This window comes from Mesorhizobium sp. B2-3-12, assembly GCF_006442205.1.
GTDB lineage: Bacteria > Pseudomonadota > Alphaproteobacteria > Rhizobiales > Rhizobiaceae > Mesorhizobium.
In genome coordinates this window covers 206,290-232,768 of record NZ_VFVR01000005.1, presented here as the reverse complement: position 1 = coordinate 232,768, position 26,479 = coordinate 206,290, and the positions used below count along the sequence as shown (strand labels likewise).

General features: G+C 63.8%; 26 protein-coding genes. 24 read left to right on the top strand and 2 right to left on the bottom strand.

Features of this window, described 5'->3' with window-relative positions:
* Positions 1-74: 74 nt before the first annotated feature.
* The gene (locus FJ948_RS16930) at positions 75-1,328 is read right to left on the bottom strand and encodes an FAD-dependent oxidoreductase (RefSeq protein WP_140706290.1); all 1,254 of its coding nucleotides are present in this window, start codon (positions 1,326-1,328) and stop codon (positions 75-77) included.
* 434 nt (positions 1,329-1,762) lie between these two features.
* On the opposite strand from FJ948_RS16930, the gene FJ948_RS16925 reads away from it, so the two are divergent.
* The 18 genes from FJ948_RS16925 (at position 1,763) to FJ948_RS16840 (ending at position 18,873) form a co-directional block, all read left to right on the top strand.
* Complete coding sequence (locus FJ948_RS16925) at positions 1,763-3,052, top strand: imelysin family protein (protein ID WP_140706597.1); 1,290 nt, start codon at positions 1,763-1,765, stop codon at positions 3,050-3,052.
* Between the two features lie 54 nt (positions 3,053-3,106).
* A complete protein-coding gene (locus FJ948_RS16920; RefSeq protein ID WP_140706288.1) occupies positions 3,107-3,418 on the top strand; it encodes a (2Fe-2S)-binding protein in 312 nt (103 codons plus the stop codon).
* Positions 3,384-3,869 carry a bacterioferritin gene (gene bfr / locus FJ948_RS16915; RefSeq protein ID WP_140706286.1) on the top strand — a complete coding sequence of 162 codons (486 nt, stop codon included), beginning with the start codon at positions 3,384-3,386 and terminating at the stop codon, positions 3,867-3,869. The genes FJ948_RS16920 and bfr overlap by 35 nt, the downstream gene beginning before the upstream one ends.
* A gap of 12 nt (positions 3,870-3,881) precedes the next feature.
* Complete coding sequence (locus tag FJ948_RS16910) at positions 3,882-5,483, top strand: di-heme oxidoredictase family protein (protein WP_140706284.1); 1,602 nt, start codon at positions 3,882-3,884, stop codon at positions 5,481-5,483.
* Complete coding sequence (locus FJ948_RS16905; RefSeq protein WP_140706283.1) at positions 5,483-6,562, top strand: imelysin family protein; 1,080 nt, start codon at positions 5,483-5,485, stop codon at positions 6,560-6,562. Before FJ948_RS16910 ends, FJ948_RS16905 begins: the two co-directional genes overlap by 1 nt.
* A 2-nt stretch (positions 6,563-6,564) precedes the next feature.
* Positions 6,565-7,671, top strand: coding sequence for a DUF1513 domain-containing protein (locus FJ948_RS16900; protein ID WP_140706281.1), 1,107 nt, complete (start codon positions 6,565-6,567; stop codon positions 7,669-7,671).
* Between the two features lie 105 nt (positions 7,672-7,776).
* Positions 7,777-8,454, top strand: a complete 678-nt coding sequence (gene tsaB, locus FJ948_RS16895; protein WP_140706279.1) for a tRNA (adenosine(37)-N6)-threonylcarbamoyltransferase complex dimerization subunit type 1 TsaB — start codon at positions 7,777-7,779, stop codon at positions 8,452-8,454.
* Positions 8,454-8,948, top strand: coding sequence for a ribosomal protein S18-alanine N-acetyltransferase (gene rimI, locus FJ948_RS16890; RefSeq protein ID WP_140706277.1), 495 nt, complete (start codon positions 8,454-8,456; stop codon positions 8,946-8,948). The genes tsaB and rimI overlap by 1 nt, the downstream gene beginning before the upstream one ends.
* 26 nt (positions 8,949-8,974) lie before the next feature.
* Entirely contained in the window at positions 8,975-9,775 is an 801-nt protein-coding gene (locus tag FJ948_RS16885) for a 1-acyl-sn-glycerol-3-phosphate acyltransferase (protein WP_140706275.1), read from the top strand.
* 76 nt (positions 9,776-9,851) lie between these two features.
* Complete coding sequence (gene miaB / locus FJ948_RS16880; protein WP_140706274.1) at positions 9,852-11,261, top strand: tRNA (N6-isopentenyl adenosine(37)-C2)-methylthiotransferase MiaB; 1,410 nt, start codon at positions 9,852-9,854, stop codon at positions 11,259-11,261.
* Positions 11,262-11,344: 83 nt separating this feature from the next.
* Entirely contained in the window at positions 11,345-12,337 is a 993-nt protein-coding gene (locus tag FJ948_RS16875; RefSeq protein WP_224536181.1) for a PhoH family protein, read from the top strand.
* Between the two features lie 18 nt (positions 12,338-12,355).
* Complete coding sequence (gene ybeY / locus FJ948_RS16870) at positions 12,356-12,862, top strand: rRNA maturation RNase YbeY (RefSeq protein ID WP_140706272.1); 507 nt, start codon at positions 12,356-12,358, stop codon at positions 12,860-12,862.
* Between the two features lie 28 nt (positions 12,863-12,890).
* Positions 12,891-13,985 (top strand): hemolysin family protein, encoded by a 1,095-nt coding sequence (locus FJ948_RS16865; protein ID WP_140706270.1) that lies wholly within the window; start codon positions 12,891-12,893, stop codon positions 13,983-13,985.
* A 14-nt stretch (positions 13,986-13,999) separates the two neighbouring features.
* Positions 14,000-14,470, top strand: coding sequence for a VOC family protein (locus FJ948_RS16860; RefSeq protein ID WP_140706268.1), 471 nt, complete (start codon positions 14,000-14,002; stop codon positions 14,468-14,470).
* A gap of 91 nt (positions 14,471-14,561) precedes the next feature.
* Complete coding sequence (gene lnt / locus FJ948_RS16855; protein WP_140706266.1) at positions 14,562-16,154, top strand: apolipoprotein N-acyltransferase; 1,593 nt, start codon at positions 14,562-14,564, stop codon at positions 16,152-16,154.
* A gap of 138 nt (positions 16,155-16,292) precedes the next feature.
* A complete protein-coding gene (locus FJ948_RS16850; protein ID WP_140706264.1) occupies positions 16,293-16,712 on the top strand; it encodes a helix-turn-helix transcriptional regulator in 420 nt (139 codons plus the stop codon).
* Between the two features lie 167 nt (positions 16,713-16,879).
* Positions 16,880-18,145, top strand: a complete 1,266-nt coding sequence (metK, locus tag FJ948_RS16845) for a methionine adenosyltransferase (protein ID WP_140706262.1) — start codon at positions 16,880-16,882, stop codon at positions 18,143-18,145.
* A 26-nt stretch (positions 18,146-18,171) separates the two neighbouring features.
* A complete protein-coding gene (locus FJ948_RS16840; RefSeq protein ID WP_140706260.1) occupies positions 18,172-18,873 on the top strand; it encodes a tRNA (guanosine(46)-N(7))-methyltransferase TrmB in 702 nt (233 codons plus the stop codon).
* A gap of 15 nt (positions 18,874-18,888) precedes the next feature.
* Here FJ948_RS16840 and FJ948_RS16835 read toward each other — a convergent pair whose 3' ends face one another.
* A complete protein-coding gene (locus tag FJ948_RS16835; RefSeq protein ID WP_140706258.1) occupies positions 18,889-19,053 on the bottom strand; it encodes a hypothetical protein in 165 nt (54 codons plus the stop codon).
* A gap of 348 nt (positions 19,054-19,401) precedes the next feature.
* Here FJ948_RS16835 and rimP point away from each other — a divergent pair, with 348 nt between their 5' ends.
* From rimP to truB, 6 genes are all read left to right on the top strand, one after another.
* Complete coding sequence (gene rimP, locus FJ948_RS16830) at positions 19,402-20,049, top strand: ribosome maturation factor RimP (RefSeq protein ID WP_140706256.1); 648 nt, start codon at positions 19,402-19,404, stop codon at positions 20,047-20,049.
* A 50-nt stretch (positions 20,050-20,099) separates the two neighbouring features.
* On the top strand, positions 20,100-21,695 hold the full coding sequence (gene nusA / locus FJ948_RS16825; protein WP_140706254.1) for a transcription termination factor NusA: 1,596 nt from the start codon (positions 20,100-20,102) through the stop codon (positions 21,693-21,695).
* Positions 21,696-21,733: 38 nt separating this feature from the next.
* A complete protein-coding gene (locus FJ948_RS16820) occupies positions 21,734-22,384 on the top strand; it encodes an RNA-binding protein (protein ID WP_140706252.1) in 651 nt (216 codons plus the stop codon).
* Positions 22,381-24,957 carry a translation initiation factor IF-2 gene (gene infB / locus FJ948_RS16815; RefSeq protein ID WP_140706251.1) on the top strand — a complete coding sequence of 859 codons (2,577 nt, stop codon included), beginning with the start codon at positions 22,381-22,383 and terminating at the stop codon, positions 24,955-24,957. Before FJ948_RS16820 ends, infB begins: the two co-directional genes overlap by 4 nt.
* 125 nt (positions 24,958-25,082) lie before the next feature.
* Positions 25,083-25,490: a 30S ribosome-binding factor RbfA gene (rbfA, locus tag FJ948_RS16810; protein WP_140706249.1), complete on the top strand. Its 408-nt coding sequence runs from the start codon at positions 25,083-25,085 to the stop codon at positions 25,488-25,490.
* Entirely contained in the window at positions 25,490-26,479 is a 990-nt protein-coding gene (gene truB / locus FJ948_RS16805; RefSeq protein ID WP_140706247.1) for a tRNA pseudouridine(55) synthase TruB, read from the top strand. The genes rbfA and truB overlap by 1 nt, the downstream gene beginning before the upstream one ends.

Sequence of the window (26,479 nt, the reverse complement as noted above, 5' to 3'; positions counted from 1 at the left end):
ACCTTTCATCTTATCAAATATTATCAATTTATGATAAGATCGCCAAGGCGTTTTGCCAAGGTTCCCGGCTTCTTTTAGCTCGCGGCGCGGGCAGGATCGTCCTGCTGAAACGCAGCCAATGCTGCTTTTAGCTCTTCCGGGCCCCCGGCCACCATCCGCGGCGTTGGCGAGAAGCCGGCGCCGAGCATCTTGCGGCCAAGCATGTGGTCGCCGGGGCGGTTGACGGATTCGATGCCGAGCAGCCGGTCACCGGCATAGTGATAGATCGAGAATTTGTTGTCGGGCAGGTCGCCGAGCACGACATGGCTGTCGCCTCCTGATGTCAGGCCGACCATCTGCAGCTTCATGTCGCCAATGTCGGACCAGAACCACGGCACCGCCGAATAGGCGTCGGTGTGACCGGTAATTGTCCGGGCGGCGAGTCGCGCCTGGTCCGTGGCGTTCTGCACCGATTCCAGCCTGACATCACCGCCGGTGAACCAGTGCCGATAGGAGGCGACGTCGCCGATGGCCAGGATTTGCGGCACCGAACTGCGCATCTGCTGATCGACGCGAATGCCATTGGCGATCATGAGCCCAGCTTCCTGCGCCAGTTCGACGTTCGGCACGGCGCCGATGCCGACAATGACCATGCGCGCCGGCAGAATTTCGCCTGACGAGATGACGACGGCGCTGACGTGGCCGTTTTCACCTTGGAGGCTTGCAACGGTGGTGCCGGTCAGGATGCGCACGCCGGTCGCTTCCAGCCGCTGCCGGACATGGCTCGCCACGACAGGCGCCACGGCGCGGCCAAGCAGCCGGTCGACGGCCTCGACAACCGTTACGGTGCGGCCTGCCGCCCGCAGCGTCGCGGCGATTTCCAGCCCGATGAAGCCGCCGCCGAGGATGACGACATCTTCGCTGTGCGCGCTCAACGCCCGGATCAGCCGCGCGTCGGCCAGCGAGCGCAGCGATAGCACGCCGGCAAGATCGGAGCCTGGCAGCGGCAGGATACGTGGCTGCGAGCCGGTCGCCAGGATCAGGTGGTCGAACGCAAGCTCGCCACCGCCTTCAATTTCGAGCTTTCGGCCTGCCGTATCGATACGATCGATCCTGATGCCCGGCCGGTAGTCGATGGTGTTGCCGGTATAAAAAGCCTCGCCGCGCAAGGGTTGCGGCTTTGCCTCGGCGTCCTTGATGAAGGTCTTCGATAGCGGCGGCTTGTGGTAGGGCAGTTCGCTCTCGTCGCCGACGAGGATCACCGGCCCTTCATAGCCGTCCTCGCGCAGGCTTGCCGCCGCTTGCACGCCCGCATGACCCGCACCGACAATGACAACGCCGTTCTTCATCGCAACCCGAATTCCTGTTTCAAATCTAGGACGTGACGCCACCTGGCGATTGTCCACCGCCGCCGCGAGAGCCCTTGTCCGGGTCGCATCCGGAACGGCTCCTGTCAATCTCGTCCTCCTCAGCGATAGGTGCGGGCGATGTGATTTAAAGTTGATAATCCTAGTTTAGAATAATTCTAAACTGTTGTTTCAATTGATTTTTTTGTGGTTGGCCAGTTGACTTCCGGCGCCGCCGTCGCTTTATGGAGGCTCGCGCGTCAGCGCATCCCTTTGATGTTTGGGCCTTGAACCCGTTCGATTGGAGGCATTTAATGTCTTTCTTCCCTGAGCCGCGCAATGGCGCGGCATCCCTAGTGCCGCATGGCGTGCCTGTGTCCCGGCACCGTTTGGCGCGCGCGCCTTTTACCGAATTCCCTTTGACCTGGAGAGTGATGATGACAGCACGATATGGCGGCAGGCTGGCTGCGATCGGTGCCACGGCAATGTTGACGGCGGCGGTTTTCGTGCTGCCGGCCAAGGCGGAGACCGATACGAAGGCCGTGATCATGACCTATGCCGACATCGGGCTTGCCAAATACGAGGATTCGCTGACCACGGCGCAGGCGCTCGACAAGGCGGTCGACGCACTGCTTGCCAGCCCGTCGGCGGAAACGCTCAATGCCGCCCGCGACGCCTGGAAGGCGGCGCGCGTGCCCTACCAGCAGACCGAGGTCTATCGCTTCGGCAACAAGATCGTCGATGACTGGGAAGGCAAGGTGAATTCCTGGCCGCTGGACGAAGGCCTGATCGACTATGTCGCCAAGAGCTACGGCACCGAATCGGACGCGAATTCGCTCTACACGGCCAATGTGATCGCCAACAAGGAGATCGAGATCAACGGCAAGAAGGTCGACGCCTCGAAGCTGTCGCCGGAATTCCTCTCCGGCACGCTGCAGGAGGCCGGCGGCGTCGAGGCCAATGTCGCCACCGGCTATCACGCCATCGAATTTCTGCTCTGGGGCCAGGACCTGCATGGCACCGGCCCGGGCGCCGGCGAGCGCCCCTACACCGATTACGACCTCAAGAACTGCACCGGCGGCAATTGCGACCGCCGGGCCGAATATCTGAAATCCGCCAGCACCCTTCTGGTTTCCGACCTGCAGGAGATGGTCGGCAACTGGAAGGAAGACGGCGCCGCGCGCAAGAACCTGGTCGATGGCGAGCCGAACACGGCCATTTCGGTGATCTTCACCGGCATGGGCTCGCTCTCCTACGGCGAACTGGCCGGCGAGCGGATGAAGCTCGGCCTCTTGCTGCATGATCCCGAAGAGGAGCATGACTGCTTCTCCGACAACACCTACAATTCTCATCTCTATGATGCCGTCGGTATCCGCGCCGCCTATCTCGCCAGCTACACCAGGCTGGACGGCACCGTCGTTTCGGGTCCCTCGGTGCACGACATGGTCAAGGCTGCCGATCCGGCGATCGACCAGGAACTGACCGGCAAGCTCGACATCTCGGTCGCCAAGATGGACGCGATCAAGGCGCGGGCGCTGGCCGGCGAGGCCTACGACCAGCAGATCGCCGAAGGCAATACCGCAGGCAACGCCACGGTGCAGGCGGCGATCGACGCATTGATCGACCAGACCAAGTCGATCGAACGTGCCGTCGGCGCCTTGAAGCTGAACAACATCGCCTTCGAGGGGTCCGACAGCCTCGACGCACCCGACAAGGTGTTCAAGTAAGCCCTACCACCCAGCCAAACGGCGCATAGGAGCGCCGTCAGCCAGAGCGACGAAATGCTGATCTGCCATTGCAACATCATCACCGAGAAGGAGATCGAGCAGACGATCATCGGCTTGCTGGATCAGGATCCCTGGCAGCTCATCGTGCCGGCAAAGGTCTATCACGCCATGCACAAGCGAGGTCGCTGTTGCGGCTGCTTCCCAAATGTGGTGGAAACGATCATTCGGGTCACCGAGAACTACCACGCCCGCTCGCAGGCGAGCGGCGTGGACATCGTTTCACACCTGGATCGCGTCAGAGGCCTGCGCGTCCAATACGGGAGCAGAACCCATGAAAGGCGAACCGCAGATCATCGAGCGGCTTAACGAGGCTCTGTTCCTGGAGCTTGGAGCCGTCAATCAATATTGGGTGCATTTCCGTCTGCTCGAGGACTGGGGATACGCCAAGCTGGCCAAGAAGGAACGCGCCGAATCGATCGAGGAGATGCACCACGCCGACAAGCTCGTCGCTCGCATCATCTTCCTTGAAGGCCATCCCAACCTGCAGTCCGTGGCGCCGCTGCGCATCGGCCAGAACGTCAAGGAAGTGCTCGAATCCGATCTCGCCGGCGAATATGACGCACGCACCGCCTACAAGCGGTCGCGCGAAATCTGCGAGGAAGCGGGCGACTACGTGACGATGAAACTGTTCGAGGAACTGCTCACCGACGAGGAAAGCCATATCGACTTCCTCGAGACGCAACTCGACCTGCTTGCCTCGATAGGCGAGGAGAAATACGGCCTCCTCAACGCCGCATCGGCGGACGAGGCGGAGTAAGGACATGCGGGAATGCGGCGCCCTTTAGACGTCCTGCGCCGCTTGCGGCGGGCCCAGGGCCCGCTGCCCCCCCGGAAAACGCCAGCCAGATTGGCTGGTCGGCGCGGCGTTATTTTGCTGTTGGCGCTGACATCCTCCGCGATCGCCGGCGATCTTCAACCCGCCGGCCTCGCGGCCAGCCGCACCGATCTCAATGCCAAGGATCAGTCGCGCGTCACCGCCGTCACCAGGCCGACAACGGATTTCTCCAAGCCCGAACCCTTCGAGTTGATGCAAGGTGGCGCCGGCACCTCGCGGAAGGAGGTCAGCCGTGATTCCTTCTCGCAATCCTCGGCCAACATCACCTTCGAGGAAGAAGGCACCTTCAAGCTCGGCAACGCGCTGTTTCGCAAGAACTGGGTGTCGTCGCCATCCTCGACGCAGGCGTCGGACGGGCTCGGGCCCCTGTTCAACGAACGTGCCTGCCAGAACTGCCATCTCAAGGATGGCCGTGGGCGGCCGCCGCAGGGCGACGTCGGTACCACCTCGATGTTCCTGCGGCTGGCGCGCGATGCCAGCAACGCGGAAGAGAGAGCGGCGCTCGCAGACCACAGGCTGCTCAATCTCCCTGACCCGGTCTACGGCACGCAGCTGCAGGAGCTGGCCGTCCCTGGCCTCGAGGGTGAAGGCAGGATGCGCGTCCAATATCAGGAACGTAAGGTGGAGCTGACGGATGGCGCGGTGGTTTTCCTGCGCAAACCCAGCTATTCCGTCACCGACCTTGCCTACGGGCCGCTCGATCCGCGTACCACGCTGTCGCCGCGCCTGACGCCGCCGATGATCGGCCTTGGCCTGATCGAGCAGATCGCGCCGGCGGACATTCTGGCTCATGCCGACCCGGATGACAGGGATGGCGATGGTGTGTCCGGCAAGCCGAACATCGTGCGCGATGGCCCGGGCGGCGAGCTGACGATTGGCCGTTTCGGCTGGAAGGCGCAGACGGCATCGATCCGCCAGCAGGCGGCGGATGCCTTTGCCGGCGATATCGGCATCTCGACGCCGGAAGAGCCGAAACACTGGGGTGACTGCACCGCCGCGCAGATAAAATGCCTCGCCATGCCTAACGGCGTGCAGGCGCGCCTCGGTCCCGTCGAGGCACCGGCGCCGGTGATGGACCTCGTCACCTTCTATTCGCGAAACCTGGCAGTGCCGGCGCGGCGCGACCTCGCTTCGCCCGATGTGCTCGCCGGCAAGAAGGTGTTTTACGAAATCGGCTGCGTTGCCTGCCACACGCCGAAATTCGTTACCCGCCGCGACGCGCCAGACAAGGCGCAGGCGTTCCAGCTGATCTGGCCGTATTCCGATTTCCTGCTGCACGACATGGGGCCCGACCTTGCCGATGGCCAAGCCGTGGGCGAGGCGACCGGCAATGAATGGCGCACCCCGCCGCTATGGGGCATAGGCCTTACCGAAACGGTCAACGGCAATTCCTTCTATCTGCACGATGGCCGTGCGCGCTCTTTGGTCGAGGCTATCCTGTGGCATGGTGGCGAGGCGCGAAAGGCGCGCGACCGCTTTGCCGCCGCCAGCGCCACCGAGCGCGATGCATTGGTCAAATTCCTGGAGTCACTTTGATGCCGAAGCGTTTCGCGCTGGTTCTCGTTCTTCCGCTTGTGGTGCTGGGCGCCTTGCCCGCATCGGCCGCGGTCAAAGCCTCTGACGTCATCCAGCGCGCGATCGACGGCTTTGTCCGCCCGGCCTATGCAGATCTGCACCAGCATGCGGAAGCCCTCGCCAAGGCAATGCACAAGCTCTGCGAGGCACCCTCGCAAGGGGAGCTTGATGCGGCGCGGGCAGAGTTCTCGGCCACCGTCTATGCCTGGTCGTCGGCCGAGATCATCGGTTTCGGGCCGATCAAGGAGAACAACCGGCTGGAGCGCATGCTGTTCTGGCCGGACCGCAAGAGCATCGGTCTGAAACAGGTACAGGCGGCGCTGTCGGACAAGGATCCAGCGGCCACCGATCCGGTGCAGCTCGCCGGCAAGAGCGTCGCCATGCAGGGGCTCGGCGCGCTGGAATTCGTGCTTTACGGCGACGGTGCCGATACCTTGACGGGCAAGGACGAACCCTATCGCTGCGCCTATGGCGCGGCCGTTGCCGGCAACATCGAAACCATCGCCGCCGACGTCAGCGCGGCCTGGGACAAACCAGACGGCTTCGCGGCGCTCTGGGCCAATCCGGGGCCGCAAAATGCGCTCTATCGCGATGGCAACGAGGCAGTGACCGAACTCGTCGGCGTCTTCATCAACGAGCTGGAAATGGTCAGGGATGTTCGCCTCAAGGGCTTCCTGGGCGTCAGACCCGACGCCGACAAGCCAAAACAGGCGATCTACTGGCGTTCGCAAAACACCGCCAATGCGCTGGCTGGAAATCTGGCCGGCATCGATGCGCTGTTCCAGGTGTCGAAGCTTGGCGACGCGTTGCCCGAGGACGCGCGTTGGATGGCGGAATCGATCCATATCCAGCTGCTCAACGGCGTCGCCACCGCCAAGGCCGTCCAGGGTCCGGTCGACAAGGCGCTCGCCGATCCGGCGCTGCGCGAAAAATTCGAGCATTTCGCCCTGATCACCTCGAGCCTGTCGACCCTGATCGGCACCAGGCTGACCGCCGAATTCGGCCTGACCGCCGGCTTCTCGTCGCTGGATGGGGACTGAGCATGAAGAGATTGCTCATCGATCGCCGCGATTTCCTCAGGGCCGCCGGCATTGGCTTTGCCGCCGCGGTGACGCCCTCAGCCTGGGCGAACACGCTTGCGGCGGATGCAGTCTTCGCCACCGCCTTCGTCAAGCGCGACGGCAGTTTTGGCGCCGCCGTCCTCTCCGAGGCCGGCAAGCTCCTGCATGCGATCGACCTGCCCGATCGCGGCCATGACGTCACCTTCGATCCCATATCGAAGCGTTCGGTGGTTTTCGCCCGCCAGCCCGGCACCTTCGCCGTCGTTTTCGATCACACCGGGCGCGACGCCCCGCTGACCATAGCCAGCATCGCCGGCCGGCATTTCTTCGGCCATGGCGTGTTCTCGCCCGACGGCGCGTTGCTCTACGCCACCGAGAACGATTTCGACAACGCCGCCGGCGTCGTCGGCGTCTATGACACCAGGGCGAAATTCAAACGCATTGGCGAATTCCCGACTTATGGCATGGGGCCGCACGAACTTCTGCTCCTGGGCGACGGCAGGACGATCGCGGTCGCCAATGGCGGCATCGAGACCCATCCTGACTATGGCCGCGCCGAGCTCAACATCGCCACCATGAAACCTTCCTATGCGCTGGTCGACCGGATCACCGGGGATCTCATCGAAAAGCATGAACTGCCGGCCGCACTGCACCAGCTGTCGATCCGCCACATGGACACGGACCGATCCGGCACCGTCTGGTTCGGTTGCCAGTACCGGGGGCCGGGCACCGATCGTCCGCCGCTGGTCGGCCGTGCCGCGCGTGGCAAGGATCTGGCCTTGCTCGACATGCCCCGGGACGTGCTGTCAGGCTTCCGCAACTATATCGGCTCGGTCGCCGCCAACCCCGTTGCCGGCACCGTTGCCGTATCCTCGCCGGAGGGCAATTCGCTGGTCGTCATCGATGCGGGGAGCGGCCGGGTCGTGTCCTCCAATACGCTGGTCGACGTCTGCGGCGTGGCTCCCGACAGGGCCGGGTTCATGGCCACAACGGGCTCGGGCGAGATCATCGAAGGCGGTGGCGCCACGCGGTCGGAACCGGACTATGTCTGGGACAACCACATGCTGCGCATAGATGAGGCAGCATAAGCGTTCCTGCCGGCCAAACCGAAGCCGCTTAACAAATTGTGCACTATACCCTTGCGGTTGCGCGCCGTGGCGGGCACAGGAATGGTTTTTAGAACCGGTCGTTTCATGAAAGTTCTCGCCATCGACTGTGCCGCCAGCCTCTGCGCCGCCTGCGTCTACGACGCGGTGTCCGGGCGGGAGCTTGGCCGCTCGGTGCTTGATCTCGGCAAAGGCCATGCCGAGCACCTGATGGCCGTGATCGCCGATGCGATGAAGGCAGGTGGGTTGGCTTATCCCGATCTTGGCGCCATCGCCGTCTCCGTCGGCCCCGGCTCCTTCACTGGCCTGCGCGTCGGTGTCTCGACCGCGCGCGGCCTGGCATTGGCGCTCAAGGTCCCGGCAATCGGGGTAACGACGCTCGAAGCGCTGGCCGCCGAGGCGGCCGCCGCGTTTCCGGCACGCGCCGTGCTGGCGGCGCTCGACGCCGGGCGCGAGGAAATCCATGCCGCGCTTTATGATGAAATGTCAGTTTTGACTTACGGACCGGCCGTGGCCGCGCTTGCCAACGCGGCGGCCATGGCGTCGGAACATTCCGCGGTGCTCGCTGGTACGGCGGCGGCGCTGATTGCTCAATCGGCCGGCCGACCTTTCGACATTGGACCTCGGACGGCCACCGCCGACATTCTCACCTACGCCCGGCTTGCTGCCGCAAAGGGGCAGGGCGAAAGGCCGAAACCGCTCTATTTGCGCGGCGCGGACGCCAAGCCACAGGCTGGATTTATACTTTCGAGGCAAAAAAATTAATGCGCATACCTTTTCTCCAATCGCGCCGCCGGGACTACGCGCTCGAGCCGCTCAGGATCACCGATAGCCCTGCGGTCTCGGTGCTGCACCGCGAGGATTTTGTCCGCCCGTGGACCGACGGTGAGTTCGCCGCCTTGCTCGAACAGGACACGGTGTTCGGTTATGCCGCGCGTGAAACGGGGCAGGGCGCCAAGCCGCCTGTTGGCTTCGTCCTCGCCCGCCTGGCCGCGGGCGAGGGTGAAATCCTGACCGTCGCGGTGGCGCGGTCGCATCGCCGCCAGGGACTGGGCTGGCAGTTGATGGACGCGGTGTTGCGCGAACTGCATTCGCAGCGCGCCGAAGCCTTGTTCCTCGAGGTCGACGAGACCAATGCCGCGGCGATCGCCCTCTATCGTCGGCTTGGTTTTCGGGAAGTCGGCAAGCGCCCGGATTACTACAAGTCGCCCGATCGCGGGCCGACCGGCGCGCTTGTCATGCGCCGCGATCTTCGCTAGCGAGGGATCGGGTAGGGCCAGGACATATGATCGGAAAAATCAGGATTTTCCTGGCGCTGGGCCTCGTCGTCGCCGGCTCGCTGGTTCTCGTGCCGCTGCAGATCCTGTCGATGAAAACCGGCTGGTGGCCGGAAACCGTCATCCTCACGATCTGGCATCGGCTGATCATCCGGGCGCTCGGCATGCGTATCCACGTCAGGGGCGCACTCTCCGACAAACGCCCCTTGCTGGTGGCCTCGAACCACATCTCCTGGACCGACATCATGGTGCTGGGCTCTTTTGCCGATGTGAAATTCATCGCCCGGGCCGACATGGAAGGCTGGCCGCTGATCGGCATGCTGTCGAAATTGCAGCGCACCGTCTTCATCGAGCGCGAACGCAAGCGCTCCTCGGGCGACCAGGCGAGCGAGATCGCCAATCGCATGGCCAAGGGCGACGCCATGGTGCTGTTCGCCGAGGGGTCGACCGGTGACGGCAATGTCGTCCTGCCCTTCAAGAGCACGCTGTTCGGCGCCGCCTCGATGGCCATCTCGGAAGGTGCCGCGCAGGAAGTGTTCATCCAGCCCGTTGCGATCGCCTATACGCGCCTGCACGGCGTGCCGCTTGGCCGCCGCCACCGCCCGATCGCGGCCTGGATCGGCGACGAGGACCTGATGCCGCATCTCAAGGTGCTGATGGCCGAGGGTGCGCTCGACGTCGAGGTGCATTTCGGCGAACCGATCGCGTTTGCCAAGGGCTCCAACCGCAAGGAAACCTCCAGGCTGATGGAAGCCCGGGTGCGCGAGATGATGCAGGCCGCCCTCGCCGATCCGCTCCCGAGCCGCTAGCTCCCGGCCATGCGCCGGCCGACACATGCCGAGAATCGTCTGTTTTTTGTCACGGAAAGGCGTTAGAAGCCGCCGGATGGACTTGAACACGATTGAAAGCGACGACATCGGCACGGTGGCCGGACAGCCGGCGGTGCGCGCCACGGCGGCGAAGAAGGTCTTCATCAAGACCTATGGCTGCCAGATGAACGTCTATGATTCACAGCGCATGGCCGACGCGCTGGCCGCCGACGGCTATGCCGCGACCGATGCCATCGGCGAGGCCGATCTGGTGCTGCTCAACACCTGCCATATCAGGGAAAAAGCGGCCGAAAAGGTCTATTCCGAACTTGGCCGCATCCGTGACATGAAGGCCGAACGCGCAGAGGCAGGCCGCCAGATGCTGATCGGCGTCGCCGGCTGCGTGGCGCAGGCCGAGGGCGCTGAGATCATCCGGCGTTCGCCGGCCGTCGATCTGGTCATCGGTCCGCAGACCTATCACCGTCTGCCCGACGTGCTGGCCAGGGTTCGCGGCGGCGAAAAGATCGTCGAGACCGAATACGCCATCGAGGACAAGTTCGAACATCTGCCGCAACCCAAGCGCGCCGAGGTGATCAAGCGCGGCGTCACCGCCTTCCTCACCGTCCAGGAAGGCTGCGACAAGTTCTGCACCTTCTGCGTCGTGCCCTATACGAGGGGCTCGGAAGTGTCGCGGCCGGTGGCGCAGATCGTCGCCGAGGCCGAACGCCTTGTCGAGGCCGGGGTGCGCGAGGTGACGCTGCTTGGCCAGAACGTCAACGCCTGGCATGGCCAGGGCGATAATGGCGAGGAATGGGGCCTTGGCCGGCTGCTGTCCAGGCTCGCCGAAATCCCCGGCCTGGCGCGGCTGCGTTACACGACCAGCCATCCGCGCGACATGGACGACGAGCTGATCGCGGCGCATCGCGACCTGACGGCCCTGATGCCCTATCTGCATCTTCCGGTCCAATCCGGGTCGGATCGTATCCTGAAGGCCATGAACCGCAGGCATACGGCCAAGGACTATCTGGCGCTGCTCGACCGCATCCGCGCCGCCCGCCCCGATATCGCGCTGTCGGGCGACTTCATCGTCGGTTTCCCCGGCGAGACGGAGGCCGATTTCGAGGCGACCATGGATCTGGTGCGCCAGGTGAACTACGCGTCGGCCTTCTCGTTCAAATATTCGCCGCGTCCCGGCACGCCGGGCGCCGACATGCCCGATCACGTGCCGGAAGCGGTCAAGGATGAGCGCTTGCAGCGCCTCCAGGCCCTGCTGTTGAAACAACAGCAGGATTTCGGCTCGAGCCTGGTCGGTAGCACCATCGACACGCTGATCGAGAAGCCCGGCCGTCAGGCCGGCCAGAAGGTCGGCCGCTCGCCTTGGCTGCAGCCCGTTATTGTTGATGAAAACGCCGGTGAAATCGGTGACATTATCAAGGTGCGAATCACGAAGACGGGCTACAATAGCCTGTTCGCCGAATTGGCCTGATGGTCTCGGCAGATGAGGAGAGACGGTTGAGCGCAGCGGAGCTGAAGAATCTGCCCCCGGTACCGGCATCCGGGGCTTCTGACATGGCGCACATCGTTCTGACTTTCGACAACAACAAGCTTGCCAGCGCCCTTTACGGCCAGTTCGATGAAAACCTCGCCCGGCTCGAGCAGAAGCTGGGCGTCGATATCCGCTCGCGCGGCAACCAGCTGACCATCAAAGGATCGGCTTCCGCGGCCGAACAGGCGCGCCGTGCCTTGGACAATCTCTACGGCATCCTGCAGAAGGGCGTCGATATCGGCCAGTCCGATGTCGACGGCGCCGTGCGCATGGCGATCGCCGCCGATGATCAGCTCACGCTGCCGACGCTGGAGCGCAAGGGCAAGGTCTCCGCCGCCCAGATCGCCACCCGCAAGAAGACCATCTATGCCCGTTCGCTGAACCAGGACGCCTATATGCGGGCGCTGGAGCGGTCTGAACTGGTGTTCGGCATCGGTCCGGCCGGCACCGGCAAGACCTATCTGGCGGTGGCGCATGCGGCGATGCTGCTCGAGCGCGGCATGGTCGAGCGCATCATCCTGTCGCGGCCGGCCGTCGAGGCTGGCGAACGGCTGGGCTTCCTGCCGGGCGACATGAAGGAGAAGGTCGATCCCTATTTGCGCCCGCTTTATGACGCACTCTATGACATGATGCCGGCCGACAAGGTCGAGCGCGCCATTGCCGCCGAGGTGATCGAGATCGCGCCGCTCGCCTTCATGCGCGGCCGCACCCTGGCGCATGCCGCGGTGATCCTCGACGAGGCGCAGAACACCACGCCGATGCAGATGAAAATGTTTCTCACCCGTCTCGGCGAGAACTCGCGCATGATCGTCACCGGCGATCCCACCCAGATCGATCTTCCGCCAAGCACCAAATCGGGCCTGGTCGAAGCCTTGCGTGTCCTCGACGGGGTAGCGGGCGCGGTCACCGTGCGCTTCAACGATGTCGACGTCGTTCGCCATCCGCTGGTGGCCGAAATCGTCAGGGCCTATGACCGGGACGCCAAGCTGGCGCGTGGCCTCGGTGCCGAGAATTGATCTTGACGATGCGGCTTGATGCCTGAGAACAACACATCCGGCGGCGGGAGCCATCCGGTTCCCGTCGAGATCGATATATCGGTCGAAGCGGGCGACTGGCCCGACGAGGCAATCCTGACGCTGTTGGTCGATCGCGCGGTTGATGCCGCCTTTGCCGAGATCGGCGTGACGGGTCTTTCCGAACTCAGCATCGTTTTTTCCGACGACGCCCATATTCGCACGCTGAATGCCGCCTGGCGAGGCAAGGACAAACCCACCAACGTTCTGTCTTTCCCGGCTTTTCCGCCTGCAAAAGGCGGCCCACTGCCGCCGATGCTGGGCGACGTCGTGCTCGCCGCCGAAACCGTGGCGCGCGAGGCGGTACTGGAAGACAAGCCGATCGCGAACCATATCTCCCATCTCGTGATCCATGGCCTGCTGCATCTCATGGGCCATGATCACGAGACCGACGTCGAGGCCGAGGAAATGGAAGCCATCGAGCGCGCCGCGCTTGCAAGGCTTGCCATTCCCGATCCCTACGCGTAACTAAAAAAGACCAATTGACCGGACGACGATGAACGACAAACCAGAGACTGCCGCCCGCCCCGATGCCGGCAGTGCGATCAAGGCTTCCGACACGTCGGAAGAGGGATCAAGTCCGAGTACTATTACCTCTGGTGGTGCCAACGCCGGCAGCGCCGCCATCGAGCCGTCGCCTGCCGGTCCCTCCCTGTTCAACCGTGTGCTGGGCCTGTTCCGGCAACGCAACGGCACCAGCCTGCGCGAGGAGATCGCCGGCGCGCTCGCCGAGACGACGAGCGACGTCGAATCCTTTTCGCCCGGCGAGCGTGCCATGCTCAACAACATCCTGCGGCTGCGCGAGGTGCGCGTCGAGGACGTCATGGTGCCGCGTGCGGATATCGAAGCGACCGAGATCACCACGACGCTCGGCGATCTGCTTGGCATGTTCGAGCAATCCGGGCATTCCCGCATGCCGGTCTATTCCGAGACGCTCGACGACCCGCGCGGCATGGTCCATATCCGCGACGTGCTAGCCCACATCACCAAGCTGGCGCGCGTCAGGAAGGGCCGCACGACCCGCAAGACACCCATCGCCACGCAGCTGGATCTTGCCCAGGTCGATCTCGCGCGTACCATCGGCGAGCTCAACCTGATCCGCCAGGTCCTGTTCGTGCCGCCGTCGATGCTTGCCTCCGACCTGATGGCCCGCATGCAGACGACGCGCACGCAAATGGCCCTGGTCATCGATGAGTATGGCGGCACGGACGGCCTCGTCTCGCTCGAGGACATTGTCGAGATGGTGGTCGGCGACATCGAGGACGAGCACGACGAAGACGAGCCCATGATCACCCAGACCGGCGACGGCGTGTTCATCGTCGACGGCAAGGCCGAGATCGACGAGGTCGCCAAGATGATCGGCGAGGATTTCGCCGCCGGCGAGCATGGCGAATATGTCGACACCATTGGCGGCATGATCTTCAACACGCTCGGCCGCGTGCCGGCGCGCGGCGAGGTGGTTCAGGCCATTCCCGGCTTCGAATTCCATGTGCTGGACGCCGACCCGCGCCGCGTCAAGCGCGTGCGCATCGTGCAGAGCCAGAAGGGCGAGCGCCGCCGGCGCGCCACGGCGCGCACCGAACAGGCCTGAAAAGCCGCGGCGCCATGACGGTCGAGGATCCGTTCAAGCATCCGGTCCTCGGCTCTGGCGTGTTCTACCGGAACCCGCGTGCGGCGCTGGACTGGCTCGAGGCAGCCTTCGGCTTCGAGCGCAGCATGGTGGTCACCGATACCGATGGGAAAATGGTCCATGCCGAGATGCGGTTCGGGGACGGCTACATCATCGTCGATTCCGAATGGGCCGATTATGTCGCAAGCCCGGCATCGGTCGGCGGCAAGAACACGCAGTCGGTCTATATCAGGCTGAAAGACGGCCTGGACGCCCATTGCGAGCAGGCGCGGGCGGCGGGCGCCGCCATAATCCAGGAGCCGACGGACCAGTTCTATGGCGAGCGCCAGTATCGGGCGCGCGATCCCGAAGGCCATGTCTGGACTTTTTCCCAGACCTCGCGTTCGGTGTCCCGCGAAGAAGCCGAAAAAATGGCTGGCCTGCGCATAGAGGGCTGGCATCGGTAGGGCGGCGGAAAGCCGCGTTCATCGCGCGTTTGGAGCACGCGGCGCGGCCTGCTAAATCTTGGCTCCTGATTCGCGCGACTCGGAAATACGCATGGAGCGCCTTGCCGGCCGGATAATTCTGCTTTGGGGTTGGCCGCGTGCGCTGGTGGCGTTTCTCGCCGGGGCGCTGGCGGTGCTGGGCCAGGCGCCCTACGATTTCTTCGCCGCCTGTTTCATTTCGTTTCCGCTGCTGGTCTGGCTGCTCGACGGTGCGACCGGCGAAGCCTCCGGCAGCCTGTTGCGCCGCCTGCGGCCGGCTTTTGCCGTCGGCTGGTGGTTCGGCTTCGGCTATTTTCTCGCCGGGCTCTGGTGGATCGGCTCGGCGCTGCTGGTCGAGGCCGACGACTTTGCCTGGGCGCTTCCCTTCGCGGTGGTCGGCATTCCCTTCGCGCTCGCTTTTTTCTATGGCTTCGCAACCATGTTCGCCAGGCTGCTGTGGAGCAGCGATATCGGCCGTATCGCGGCCCTTGCCTTCGCTTTTGCGCTGGCGGAGTGGCTGCGCGGCTTCCTGTTCACCGGTTTTCCCTGGAATGCCATCGGCTACGCGGCGATGCCGGTACCGCTTTTGATGCAGAGCGTCTCGGTGACCGGCATGATCGGCATGAACGCGCTCGCGGTTTTCGTTTTCGCCCTGCCGGCGCTGCTGGCGGCGCGCCGGCATCTTCGGCTCGGCGCCGCACTGTTTGTCGTGCTCGCGGCCGCCCATGCCGGCTTTGGCTATGTCAGGCTCACCGCCCCGGCCGCGCCCGCGAGCCGCACACTCGATGTCCGCATCGTCCAACCGGCCGTCGACCTGTCGGAAAAGTGGGATGCCTCGGTGCGCGACCGCATCTTCGCCACCTTGCTGGGCCTGTCCGCCAAGGCGCCGGATCCGGGTCACGGGAAGCCGCAACTGATTCTCTGGCCGGAAACCTCGGTGCCGTTCCTCTTTACCGAGCGCCCCGACGCCCTGACGGCGCTGGGCGACATGCTGGGCGACGGCCAGATGCTGATCGCCGGCGTCGTGCGCGAGGAGGGCGGCTCGGCGGCCAGTGCCGACAGCCGCTATTACAATTCCGTGGTGGCGATCAACGACAAGGGCGAAATCGCCGATGCCGTGGACAAGGTCCATCTGGTGCCGTTCGGCGAATATCTGCCTTTTGCCGATCTGCTCGGCCGTTTCGGCATCGAACAGCTCGTCGCCGGGCCGATGAACTTCACGGCCGGCAACGAGCGTCACGCCATCACGCTGCCAAGCGGCATCCGTGCCCTGCCATTTATCTGTTATGAGGTGATCTTTCCCGATCTTGTGGCAGTTGACGCTACGTCATCGCAGCTTATTGTGAACGTTACCAATGATGCGTGGTTCGGCGACACGCCGGGACCGTATCAGCATTTCAGGCAGGCCCAGATTCGCGCGGTGGAGAACGGATTGCCTTTGTTGCGTGCCGCTAACAACGGCATCTCGGCCGTTGTCGACCCACATGGCCGCGTCGTCGATGCGCTGGCGATCGACGCGCGCGGAGCCATCGATGTGAAGGTGCCTGTTTCCGAACAGACGGTCGTTTCGTCCCGCCAGCGGCGCATTAACGGAATGCTGATCATGTTGCTGTTTGCGCTGGTAGGGGTCTTGTTGAACGTAAGGCAAAGGCTACGGGTGAATTGACAGTCGGCACATTAGAAACTCATACTGTACCGCCTGAAAATTTCTCGAAGCTGGTGGATCGTTCTGTTGGGGCAGTCGCCTCCGGCTTTGTTTGGGCGGGAAAAAATCACAAAGCCGAAAAAATTCGGCGAGGAAAAAATGACAGAAGAAAACAAGAAGAAACCGAATCCCATCGATATCCACGTTGGAAGCCGGGTCCGGCTTCGCCGCAATATGCTCGGAATGAGCCAAGAAAAGCTGGGCGAGAATCTCGGCATCACCTTTCAGCAGATCCAGAAATATGAAAAGGGCACCAATCGCGTCGGCGCCAGCCGCCTGCAGGCGATAGCCTCCATACTCGGCGTGCCCGTCGCCTTCTTTTTCGAGGATGCGCCGGGCCAGGAGCCGGTTGCCGGCCGCGGCTTTGCCGAAGACAGTTCCATGGCTTTCGCCGTCGAATTCTGCGGCAGCCCCGAAGGGCTTCAGCTCAATCGGGCTTTTGTCAAGATCGCCGACGTCAAGGTGCGTCGCAGGATCATCGACCTGGTGAAATCGCTGGCCGAGGACGATCTCGACTGATCCGCGATGCGCTTCGCACCGGCGGCGTGCGCCGCCGGTGGCACAAAATATCGCCTCCGACATTCAGGCCAGACCCGCGGCAACGCTTGACGAGCAGCGCTTTGCCCCGCTAACACGTGGCGCGCCAAATCGGCAGCCTGCCGATCGTTTTTCAAGAGGGGACACCCGTGACGCGGCAGAACTACTTCTTCACCTCGGAATCCGTTGCCGAGGGCCATCCCGACAAAGTCTGTGACCGGATCTCCGACGAAATCGTCGATCTGGTCTATCGTGAAGCCAAGAAGACCGGCATGGACCCGTGGAAAGTCCGTGTCGCCTGCGAGACGCTGGCGACCACCAACCGCGTCGTCATCGCCGGTGAAGTGCGCGTTCCCGAGACGCTCCTGAAGAAGGACAAGGCTGGCAACATCCTCAAGGATGCCGCCGGTCACCCGATCGTCAACCCGGCCAAGTTCAAATCCGTTGCCCGCAAGGCGATCCGCGAGATCGGCTACGAGCAGGCTGGCTTCCACTGGAAGACGGCCAAGATCGAGGTGCTGCTGCATGGCCAGTCGCCCGACATCGGCCAGGGCGTCGACAACGCCGCCGACCGCCAGGGCGAGGAAGGTGCCGGCGACCAGGGCATCATGTTCGGCTATGCCTGCCGCGAGACACCGGACCTGATGCCGGCGCCGATCTACTACAGCCACAAAATCCTCGAACTGCTGGCCGCCGCCCGTCACGAAAACAATGGCGAGGCCGGCAAGCTCGGGCCGGATGCCAAGAGCCAGGTCACCGTCCGCTACATCGACGGCAAGGCCGCCGAAGCGACGCAGATCGTGCTGTCGACCCAGCATCTCGATTCGAGCTGGGATTCCAAGAAGGTCCGCAAGGTCGTGGAACCCTATATCCGCGAGGCATTGGGCGACCTCAAGATCGCTGACGACTGCATGTGGTACATCAACCCGACCGGCAAGTTCGTCATCGGCGGTCCGGACGGCGACGCAGGCCTGACCGGCCGCAAGATCATCGTCGACACATATGGCGGTGCCGCACCGCATGGCGGCGGCGCCTTCTCCGGCAAGGACACCACCAAGGTCGACCGCTCGGCCGCCTACGCGGCGCGCTATCTGGCCAAGAATGTCGTGGCGGCGAAGCTTGCCGATCGCTGCACCATCCAGCTGTCCTACGCTATCGGCGTCGCACAGCCGCTGTCGGTCTATGTCGACCTGCACGGCACCGGCAAGGTCGACGAGGCAAAGCTCGAGGACGCGTTGCGCACCGTGATGGACCTGTCGCCGTCAGGCATTCGCCGTCACCTCGATCTCAACAAGCCGATCTACGCCAAGACGTCGTCCTACGGCCACTTCGGCCGCAAGGCCGGCCGCGACGGATCTTTCTCCTGGGAAAAGACCGATCTGGCCAAGGCGCTCAAGGATGCTGTCGCGGCCTGAGGGCGGCGGCAGGACTTGCGCCGCCGATGAGCGACGAGGACAGGCCAAGCCGTGCGACCGAAGCCTTCTTCGGTCGTCGGCGCGGCAAGCCCGTTCGCCCGCAGCAGGCGGCGGCGCTGGAAAGCGGGCTTGGCAAATATCGGCTCGATCTGACGGCCGAGGCGCCGCAAGACCTGCGCATCTTGTTTGAAGCCGAGGTTTCGGCGGTTCGGCTCGAGATCGGCTTTGGCGGCGGCGAACATCTTCTGCATCGCGCGACCGAGGCGCCGACGATAGGCTTCATCGGCGTCGAGCCCTTCGTTAACGGCATGGCCAAGATGATGATGGCCGTGCGAACAACGCCGCTGGCCAATCTCAGGGTCTACGACGACGACGCCACCCAGTTGCTCGACTGGCTGGCGCCAGCGTCGCTCGACGGCATCGATCTTCTCTATCCAGACCCCTGGCCGAAGAAGAAGCACTGGAAGCGGCGTTTCGTCAGCCCGGTCAATCTCGACCGTTTCGCGCGGGTCCTGAGGCCGGGCTCGAAATTCCGCTTCGCGTCCGATATCGACACTTATGTGAACTGGACCTTGCTGCATTGCCGGTCGCATGGCGCTTTTGCATGGCAGGCGGCGGAGGCGGCTGACTGGCATCGTCCCTATGAGGGCTGGCCAGGCACGCGTTACGAGGCGAAGGCCATTCGCGAAGGCCGGCCGCCGGCCTATCTTACTTTCGTCAGGACGTAAGCCGTCACGGCAGGTTCAGAAACGGCCGATCCTGTTGAACACGGCGGGATCCATGCCGAGCTTGCGCAGGTCGTCCGCGCGCGGCTTGCGCCCGGCTTCCACGGCGCGCGATGCGGCGACGGCGCTGCCAAAAGTGGTGAAGAGATCGCCCAAGGCGGAAAATATCCTGCGGTTGGTCATGGTTTCATCCTTTCGCGCGCCAGCGCGCGCCAATTCAATTCATTTGATGGCTAAGAAGTAAGAGCGCACCGCGGGCTCTTACAGGGGGATTGCCGCATGGCGGCCATGCGCCTGGAACAACCCTGGCGCCGCCAGGCTTTGCCCGGCCGGCACTGCGGGCTTGAAACACCGGCCGTGTTCGTCTATATCAGCCTCAAATTCTTGGTCGGTATGACGAAGAGTGGGTCCACCCGGTCCCGCTCTTTTTTATTACCTGCCGGGTGCATCGGACCGAAAAGTGCGAAGCGGTTTTCGGATGGCTCCGATGCGCAAACCAAAGAACATTGCGAAGCGAACGACAGGCAATCGATGACTGCAACGGCAAGCGAAGGTGACGACCGCATCATCCGCGAAAGCGGCATCGATGCGCGCATTGCGCTGATCGTCCAGCCGGTGCTGCGCGGAATCGGTTTTCGCCTCGTGCGTGTGCATCTGTCCGGCCAGAACGGGCTGACGCTGCAGATCATGGCCGAGCGTGAGGACGGCACCATGACCGTCGAGGACTGCGAAGAGGTCAGCCGCGCGGTGTCGCCGGCGCTCGACGTCGATGATCCGATCGAGAAGGCCTATCATCTCGAGGTTTCTTCGCCCGGTATCGACCGGCCGCTGGTCCGCAAGTCGGATTTCGTGACCTGGACCGGTCATCTGGTGAAGATGGAAACGTCGGTCATCGTCGCGGATCGCAAGCGGTTCAAGGGCAAGATCGCCGAGGCCGGTGACAACGACGTGCTGATCGAGCGCGACAAGGCGGCCTATGGCGAGGAGCCGACGGTGCGCGTGCCCTACGATGCCATTGCCGATGTCAGGCTGATCCTGACCGACGACCTCATTCGCGAAGCGTTGTCCAAGGACAACAGGGAGCGCAAGGAAGCCAAGAGACGCCGCGGTGAACCGGACGACGATGTGTCCGAGGGTGCCGAACCGGACGCCGCGGAAGAACACGAACAGGAAATTTGATTGAGCTGCCGGACCCGAAAGTCCGGCGAACAGGCTCGGGAGAAAGAACCATGGTTGTAAGCGCCAACAGACTTGAACTGCTGCAGATTGCCGACGCGGTCGCGCGTGAAAAGTCGATCGACAAGTCGATCGTCATCGCCGCCATGGCCGATGCGATCCAGAAGGCGGCGCGTTCGCGTTATGGCCAGGAGACCAACATCCGCGCCGACATCAACCCGAACACCGGTGAGATGAAGCTGCAGCGGCTGATGGAAGTGGTCGAAAAGGTCGACGATTACGCCACCCAGATCGCCATTTCCTCGGCACGCGAGCGCAATCCCGACGCCCAGCTCGGCGATTTCATCGCCGAACAGCTGCCGCCGATGGATTTCGGCCGCATCGCCGCCCAGTCGGCCAAGCAGGTCATCGTGCAGAAGGTGCGCGAGGCCGAGCGTGACCGCCAGTACGACGAATACAAGGACCGCATCGGCGAGATCGTCAATGGCACCGTCAAGCGCGTCGAATATGGCAACGTCATCGTGGATCTCGGTCGTGGTGAGGCGATCATCCGCCGCGACGAGCTGATTCCGCGCGAAAACTACAAATATGGCGATCGCGTCCGCGCCTATGTATACGATGTACGCCGTGAACAGCGCGGCCCGCAGATCTTCCTGTCGCGTACCCATCCGCAGTTCATGGCCAAGCTCTTCACCATGGAAGTGCCGGAGATCTATGACGGCATCATCGAGATCAAGTCGGTCGCCCGCGACCCGGGCTCGCGCGCCAAGATCGCCGTCATCTCGCGTGACAGCTCGATCGATCCGGTCGGCGCCTGCGTCGGTATGCGCGGCAGCCGCGTCCAGGCCGTCGTCGGCGAATTGCAGGGCGAAAAGATCGACATCATTCCGTGGTCGCCTTCGGCCGCCTCCTTCATCGTCAATGCGCTGCAGCCGGCGGAAGTCGCCAAGGTCGTGCTCGACGAGGACGCCGAGCGCATCGAAGTGGTGGTTCCCGATGATCAGCTGTCGCTGGCCATCGGCCGCCGCGGCCAGAACGTGCGCCTTGCCTCGCAGCTCACCGGCTGGGACATCGACATCCTGACCGAGGCCGAGGAATCCGAGCGCCGTCAGAAGGAATTCGTCGAGCGCTCGGCGCTGTTCATGGAAGCGCTCGATGTCGACGAGATGGTCGGCCAGGTGCTGGCCTCCGAAGGCTTCACCAGCGTCGAGGAAGTCGCCTATGTCGATGCCGGCGAAATCGCCTCGATCGACGGCTTCGATGAGGATACCGCCTCAGAAATCCAGACCCGCGCCCGTGAATATCTGGAGAAGATCGAAGCCGAGCATGACGAGAAGCGCAAGGCGCTCGGCGTTTCGGACGAACTGCGCGAAATCCCCGGCGTCACCACCGCCATGATGGTGACGCTCGGCGAGGATGGCGTGAAGACGATCGAGGATTTCGCCGGCTATGCCGCCGACGACCTCACCGGCTGGAAGGAACGCAAGGACGGCGAGACCAAGGTCTATCCGGGTGTGCTGGCCAACCACGGCGTTTCGCGCGCCGATGCCGAGCAGATGGTTCTGGCCGCTCGCCTCAAGGCCGGCTGGATCACCGAGGACGAGCTTGCGGCCGAAGAAGAACCGGCTGACGAAGCCGTTGGTGCGTGAGGTGAACCCGCATCGCACACAACCCGCCCTTGGACGAGATGAACGATCGCACCTGCATCGTCACCCGCAAACAGGCCGAACCGGATGAATTGATCCGGTTCGTCGTCGGTCCGGATTCGGCCGTCGTTCCCGATCTCAAGAGAAATCTGCCCGGCCGCGGTTGCTGGGTGAGTGCTGACCGCCTACATATTGAGAAGGCGGCGGCCAAGAACCTTTTTGCCCGCGCCTTCAAGGCACAGGTGGTTGTGCCGCCCGATCTTGGCGGCATGGTCGACGGGCTGCTTTCCAGGTCCGCTCTGGGTATGCTGGGTCTTGCCCGCAAGGCAGGGGCGATTTCCCTTGGCGCTACCAAGGTCGAGAGCGCGGTGCGCGGTGGACTGGCGCTTTTCGTGCTCCACGCGACCGAGGCGTCCGACGACGGCGTGCGCAAGATCAGCCAGGCGCGGCGGGCGACCGTCCATCTCGGCGGCCCTTCCATACTTGCCTACAAACTTTTCTCCGAGGCCGAGTTGAGCTTGGCATTGGGGGGTACAAATGTGATACATGCTGCCGTCCTCGCGGGAGACGCGGGTAAGGCGGTCCAGAAGCGCATGGTTGCGCTCGACCGATATCGGGGCGGTACCCCGGACGATCTTGCAATGCTTGCGGCCGTTGCTGACGAAGATGATGCCGCAGAGGATATGGAATGAGCGATACGAAATCGGGCGACGACAAGACGTTGAGTGTTACACCGAAGAAGACCTTGACGCTGAAGCGCCCCGGCATGGAACAGGGCACTGTGCGCCAGAACTTCTCGCACGGCCGTACCAAGTCGGTCGTGGTCGAGACCAAGAAGCGCAAGTTCTCCCTGCCCGGCGACAAGCCGGAGCCGGTTGCCGCTCCGCCCGCGCCCGTCTTCACGCCGAAGCCGGCGGTCGTGGCGGCACCTGTCGTGCAGGAAGCGCCCAAGGCGCCGCCCCCGCCGCCGCCTCCGGTCGAGCGCAGCGGCATGGTGCTGAACGAATTGTCGCGCAGCGAAATGGAAGCGCGCCGCAGGGCGCTCGAAGGCTCGAAGGTCCGCGAGGTCGAAGACCGTCAGCGCGCCGCCGAAGACGCCAAGCGCCGCGCCGAGGACGAAGAGCGCCGCAAGCGCGAACGCGAGGACTCCGCGCGCCGCCAGGCCGAGGAAGAGGCACGGCTGCAGACCGAGGCGGAATCGCGTCGTCGCGCCGAGGAAGAGGCACGCCGCCGCGCCCCGCAAGCCGCTGAGTTGGCGACCGCCGACGAGGAGGAAGAGGTCAAGCCGAAGCGGGCGACCGCCGGTGCGCCGGTGCGCCGCCTGGTCACGCCCGAAGTGGCGCGCCCGGCCAAGCCCACCAAGAGCGAGGAAGACCGCCGCCGTGGCAAGCTGACACTGAATTCCGCATTGTCCGACGAGGATGCGCGGGCCCGTTCGCTGTCGTCGATGCGTCGCCGCCAGGAAAAATTCAAGCGCGCGATGCATAACGAGCCGCGCGAGAAGGTCATGCGCGAAGTGATCCTGCCTGAGACCATCACCATCCAGGAACTGGCGCAGCGCATGTCCGAGCGTGCTGTCGACCTGGTCAAGTACTTCATGAAGCAGGGCCAGATCCTGAAGCCGGGCGACGTCATCGATGCCGACACGGCCGAACTGGTCGCTACCGAATTCGGCCACACGGTCCGCCGCGTCGCCGAATCCGACATCGAGGAAGGCCTGTTCAACATCGCCGACCGTCCGGAAGACCTCGTGTCGCGTCCGCCGGTCGTCACCATCATGGGCCACGTCGACCACGGCAAGACGTCGCTGCTCGATGCCATCCGCAACGCCAATGTCGTTTCCGGCGAGGCCGGTGGCATCACCCAGCATATCGGCGCCTATCAGGTCGAGAAGAATGGTCAGAAGATCACCTTCATCGACACGCCCGGTCACGCCGCCTTCACGGCCATGCGCGCCCGTGGCGCCCAGGCGACCGACATCGCCATCCTGGTGGTCGCGGCCGACGACAGCGTCATGCCGCAGACGATCGAATCCATCAGCCATGCCAAGGCGGCTGGCGTTCCGATCATCGTGGCGATCAACAAGATCGACAAGCATGACGCCGATCCGCAGAAAGTGCGCTCGGAACTCTTGCGCCACGAGGTCTTCGTCGAATCGATGGGCGGTGAAGTGCTGGACGTCGAAGTGTCGGCGACCAAGGGCACCAATCTCGACAAATTGCTCGAAGCGATCCTGCTGCAGGCTGAAATCCTCGACCTCAAGGCCAACCCCGACCGCACCGCCGAGGGCGTTGTCATCGAAGCGCAGCTCGACAAGGGCCGTGGTCCCGTCGCCACCGTGCTGGTGCAGACCGGCACCTTGATGCCGGGCGACATCCTCGTCGCCGGCAACGAATGGGGCCGTGTGCGCGCGCTGGTCAACGATCGCGGCGAGCAGATCAAGGAAGCGCCGCCGGCAATGCCGGTCGAGGTGCTCGGCTTGCAGGGAACACCGCAGGCCGGCGACCGCTTCGCCGTGGTCAACAACGAGGCCCGCGCCCGCGAGATCACCGAATATCGCCAGCGTCTGGCGCGTGAGAAGGCGGTGGCCAGGCATGCCGGCCAGCGCGGCTCGCTCGAACAGATGATGTCGCAGTTGCAGACGAGCGGGCTGAAGGAATTCCCGCTGGTCATCAAGGGCGACGTGCAGGGTTCGATCGAGGCGATCAACGCCGCGCTCGACAAGCTCGGCACCGACGAAGTGCGTGCGCGCATCGTTCATTCCGGCGCCGGCGCCATCACCGAAAGCGACGTCTCGCTGGCGGAAACGTCGGGTGCGGCGATCATCGGCTTCAACGTGCGCGCCAATGTGCAGGCGCGTGCCGCGGCCGCGGCCGCCGGCATCGAGATCCGCTACTACTCGATCATCTACAACCTCGTGGATGACGTGAAAGCGGCTCTGTCGGGCCTGCTCTCGCCGGAACGCCGCGAGACCTTCATCGGCAATGCCGAGATCCTCGAGATCTTCGACATCACCAAGGTCGGCAAGATCGCCGGCTGCCGTGTCACCGAAGGCAAGGTCGAGCGTGGCGCGGGCGTGCGCCTGATCCGCGACAACGTCGTCATCCACGAAGGCACGCTGAAGACCCTGAAGCGCTTCAAGGACGAGGTTTCGGAAGTCCCGGGCGGCCAGGAATGCGGTATGGCCTTCCAGAACTACGAAGACATGCGCGTCGGCGACGTCATCGAGTGCTTCCGCGTCGAGATGGTGACCCGCACACTCTGAGTTCGAGTGACTTGTCGATATCGGGCGGTGGTCGAAAGACCGCCGCCTCGGCGCTATTGAGAATGACCGTTTGAGACATGCGGCACGGTTCCATCCCGCGCCCCACGCTTTCAGGATTGAGAAAAATGCCCCGTTCCACGACTTCAAGCCCATCCCAGCGCATGCTGCGCGTCGGCGAACAGGTGCGCCACGCGCTCTCTGAAACCTTGCAGCGCGGCGAGATCATCGACCCGCTGATTGAAAATTCGGTCGTTTCGGTCTCGGAAGTGCGCATGTCGCCCGATCTCAAGATCGCCACCGCCTTTGTTTCTCCGCTCGGCGCCAAGGATGCCGACGCGGTGATCGAGGCACTGAACAAGCATGCCAAGTTCGTGCGCGGTCGCGTCTCCGGCGCGCTCAGGCAGATGAAGTACATGCCGGAATTCCGCTTCCGGCTGGATACCTCCTTCGACAATTTCGCCAGGATCAACGACCTGCTGAAGTCGCCCGAAGTGGCGCGCGACCTGGATAGCGACAACAAGGAAGAAGAATAATGGCGCGTCGCGGCAAGAAGAAGGGTCGGCCGATCTCCGGTTGGGTGGTGCTCGACAAGCCGGTCGGCATGGGTTCGACCGAAGCCGTCTCCAAGATCAAATGGCTGTTCCAGGCCGAAAAGGCCGGCCATGCCGGTACGCTCGACCCGCTTGCCTCCGGCATGCTGCCGATCGCGCTCGGCGAAGCCACCAAGACCGTGCCTTACGTGCAGGACGGCGCCAAGATCTACCGTTTCACCGTTGCCTGGGGACAGGAGCGTTCGACCGATGACCTCGAAGGCCCGGTGACGAAAGAGGCCGATCAGCGCCCATCGGAAGCCGATGTCCAGGCGCTGCTGGCGAAATACACCGGCGTCATCATGCAGACGCCGCCGCAATTCTCGGCCATCAAGATTGCGGGCGAGCGCGCCTACGATCTCGCCCGCGAAGGCGAGACGGTCGACATACCCGCGCGCGAGATCGAGATCGGCCGGCTCGATATTGTCGAGCACGGACCGGACCGGACGATTTTCGAGGTCGAATGCGGCAAGGGCACCTATGTGCGTTCGCTGGCCCGCGACATGGGCCGCGACCTTGGCTGCTTCGGCCATATCAGCGAACTGCGCCGGGTCGAGGTGGAGCCGTTCACGCCGGAGGACTTCGTCACCATCGCCGAACTCGAGGCCGCCCGCTTTGGCGCCACGGTCGATGAGGATGATGCGGAAGCGGCCGACGAAGCCGAGCCGGCTGACGCGGTGGCCAAGCCGATAGACTTCGACGCCATCGACGCGCTTCTTGTCGACACCTCGGCTGCTCTCGACTGCCTGCCGCAGATCGCCATCAGCGACGATGCCGCGACCAAGATCCGCCTCGGCAATCCGGTCATCATTCGTGGTCGCGACGCACCGGTGGAGGCCGAAGAGGCCTGCGCGACGTCACGCGGCAAGCTGGTCGCCATCGGCGCCATTGAGCAAGGCATGTTCAAGCCCAAGCGGGTCTTTGCCGGGTAA

Excerpts from the sequence above, each read along its gene's own strand:
- FJ948_RS16930 (WP_140706290.1), bottom strand. The coding sequence starts at position 1,328 with ATGAAGAACGGCGTTGTCATTGTCGGTGCGGGTCATGCGGGCGTGCAA.
- FJ948_RS16925 (WP_140706597.1), top strand. The coding sequence starts at position 1,763 with ATGACAGCACGATATGGCGGCAGGCTGGCTGCGATCGGTGCCACGGCA.
- FJ948_RS16920 (WP_140706288.1), top strand. The coding sequence starts at position 3,107 with ATGCTGATCTGCCATTGCAACATCATCACCGAGAAGGAGATCGAGCAG.
- bfr (WP_140706286.1), top strand. The coding sequence starts at position 3,384 with ATGAAAGGCGAACCGCAGATCATCGAGCGGCTTAACGAGGCTCTGTTC.
- FJ948_RS16910 (WP_140706284.1), top strand. The coding sequence starts at position 3,882 with ATGCGGCGCCCTTTAGACGTCCTGCGCCGCTTGCGGCGGGCCCAGGGC.
- FJ948_RS16905 (WP_140706283.1), top strand. The coding sequence starts at position 5,483 with ATGCCGAAGCGTTTCGCGCTGGTTCTCGTTCTTCCGCTTGTGGTGCTG.
- FJ948_RS16900 (WP_140706281.1), top strand. The coding sequence starts at position 6,565 with ATGAAGAGATTGCTCATCGATCGCCGCGATTTCCTCAGGGCCGCCGGC.
- tsaB (WP_140706279.1), top strand. The coding sequence starts at position 7,777 with ATGAAAGTTCTCGCCATCGACTGTGCCGCCAGCCTCTGCGCCGCCTGC.
- rimI (WP_140706277.1), top strand. The coding sequence starts at position 8,454 with ATGCGCATACCTTTTCTCCAATCGCGCCGCCGGGACTACGCGCTCGAG.
- FJ948_RS16885 (WP_140706275.1), top strand. The coding sequence starts at position 8,975 with ATGATCGGAAAAATCAGGATTTTCCTGGCGCTGGGCCTCGTCGTCGCC.
- miaB (WP_140706274.1), top strand. The coding sequence starts at position 9,852 with ATGGACTTGAACACGATTGAAAGCGACGACATCGGCACGGTGGCCGGA.
- FJ948_RS16875 (WP_224536181.1), top strand. The coding sequence starts at position 11,345 with ATGGCGCACATCGTTCTGACTTTCGACAACAACAAGCTTGCCAGCGCC.
- ybeY (WP_140706272.1), top strand. The coding sequence starts at position 12,356 with ATGCCTGAGAACAACACATCCGGCGGCGGGAGCCATCCGGTTCCCGTC.
- FJ948_RS16865 (WP_140706270.1), top strand. The coding sequence starts at position 12,891 with ATGAACGACAAACCAGAGACTGCCGCCCGCCCCGATGCCGGCAGTGCG.
- FJ948_RS16860 (WP_140706268.1), top strand. The coding sequence starts at position 14,000 with ATGACGGTCGAGGATCCGTTCAAGCATCCGGTCCTCGGCTCTGGCGTG.
- lnt (WP_140706266.1), top strand. The coding sequence starts at position 14,562 with ATGGAGCGCCTTGCCGGCCGGATAATTCTGCTTTGGGGTTGGCCGCGT.
- FJ948_RS16850 (WP_140706264.1), top strand. The coding sequence starts at position 16,293 with ATGACAGAAGAAAACAAGAAGAAACCGAATCCCATCGATATCCACGTT.
- FJ948_RS16840 (WP_140706260.1), top strand. The coding sequence starts at position 18,172 with ATGAGCGACGAGGACAGGCCAAGCCGTGCGACCGAAGCCTTCTTCGGT.
- FJ948_RS16835 (WP_140706258.1), bottom strand. The coding sequence starts at position 19,053 with ATGACCAACCGCAGGATATTTTCCGCCTTGGGCGATCTCTTCACCACT.
- rimP (WP_140706256.1), top strand. The coding sequence starts at position 19,402 with ATGACTGCAACGGCAAGCGAAGGTGACGACCGCATCATCCGCGAAAGC.
- nusA (WP_140706254.1), top strand. The coding sequence starts at position 20,100 with ATGGTTGTAAGCGCCAACAGACTTGAACTGCTGCAGATTGCCGACGCG.
- FJ948_RS16820 (WP_140706252.1), top strand. The coding sequence starts at position 21,734 with ATGAACGATCGCACCTGCATCGTCACCCGCAAACAGGCCGAACCGGAT.
- infB (WP_140706251.1), top strand. The coding sequence starts at position 22,381 with ATGAGCGATACGAAATCGGGCGACGACAAGACGTTGAGTGTTACACCG.
- rbfA (WP_140706249.1), top strand. The coding sequence starts at position 25,083 with ATGCCCCGTTCCACGACTTCAAGCCCATCCCAGCGCATGCTGCGCGTC.
- truB (WP_140706247.1), top strand. The coding sequence starts at position 25,490 with ATGGCGCGTCGCGGCAAGAAGAAGGGTCGGCCGATCTCCGGTTGGGTG.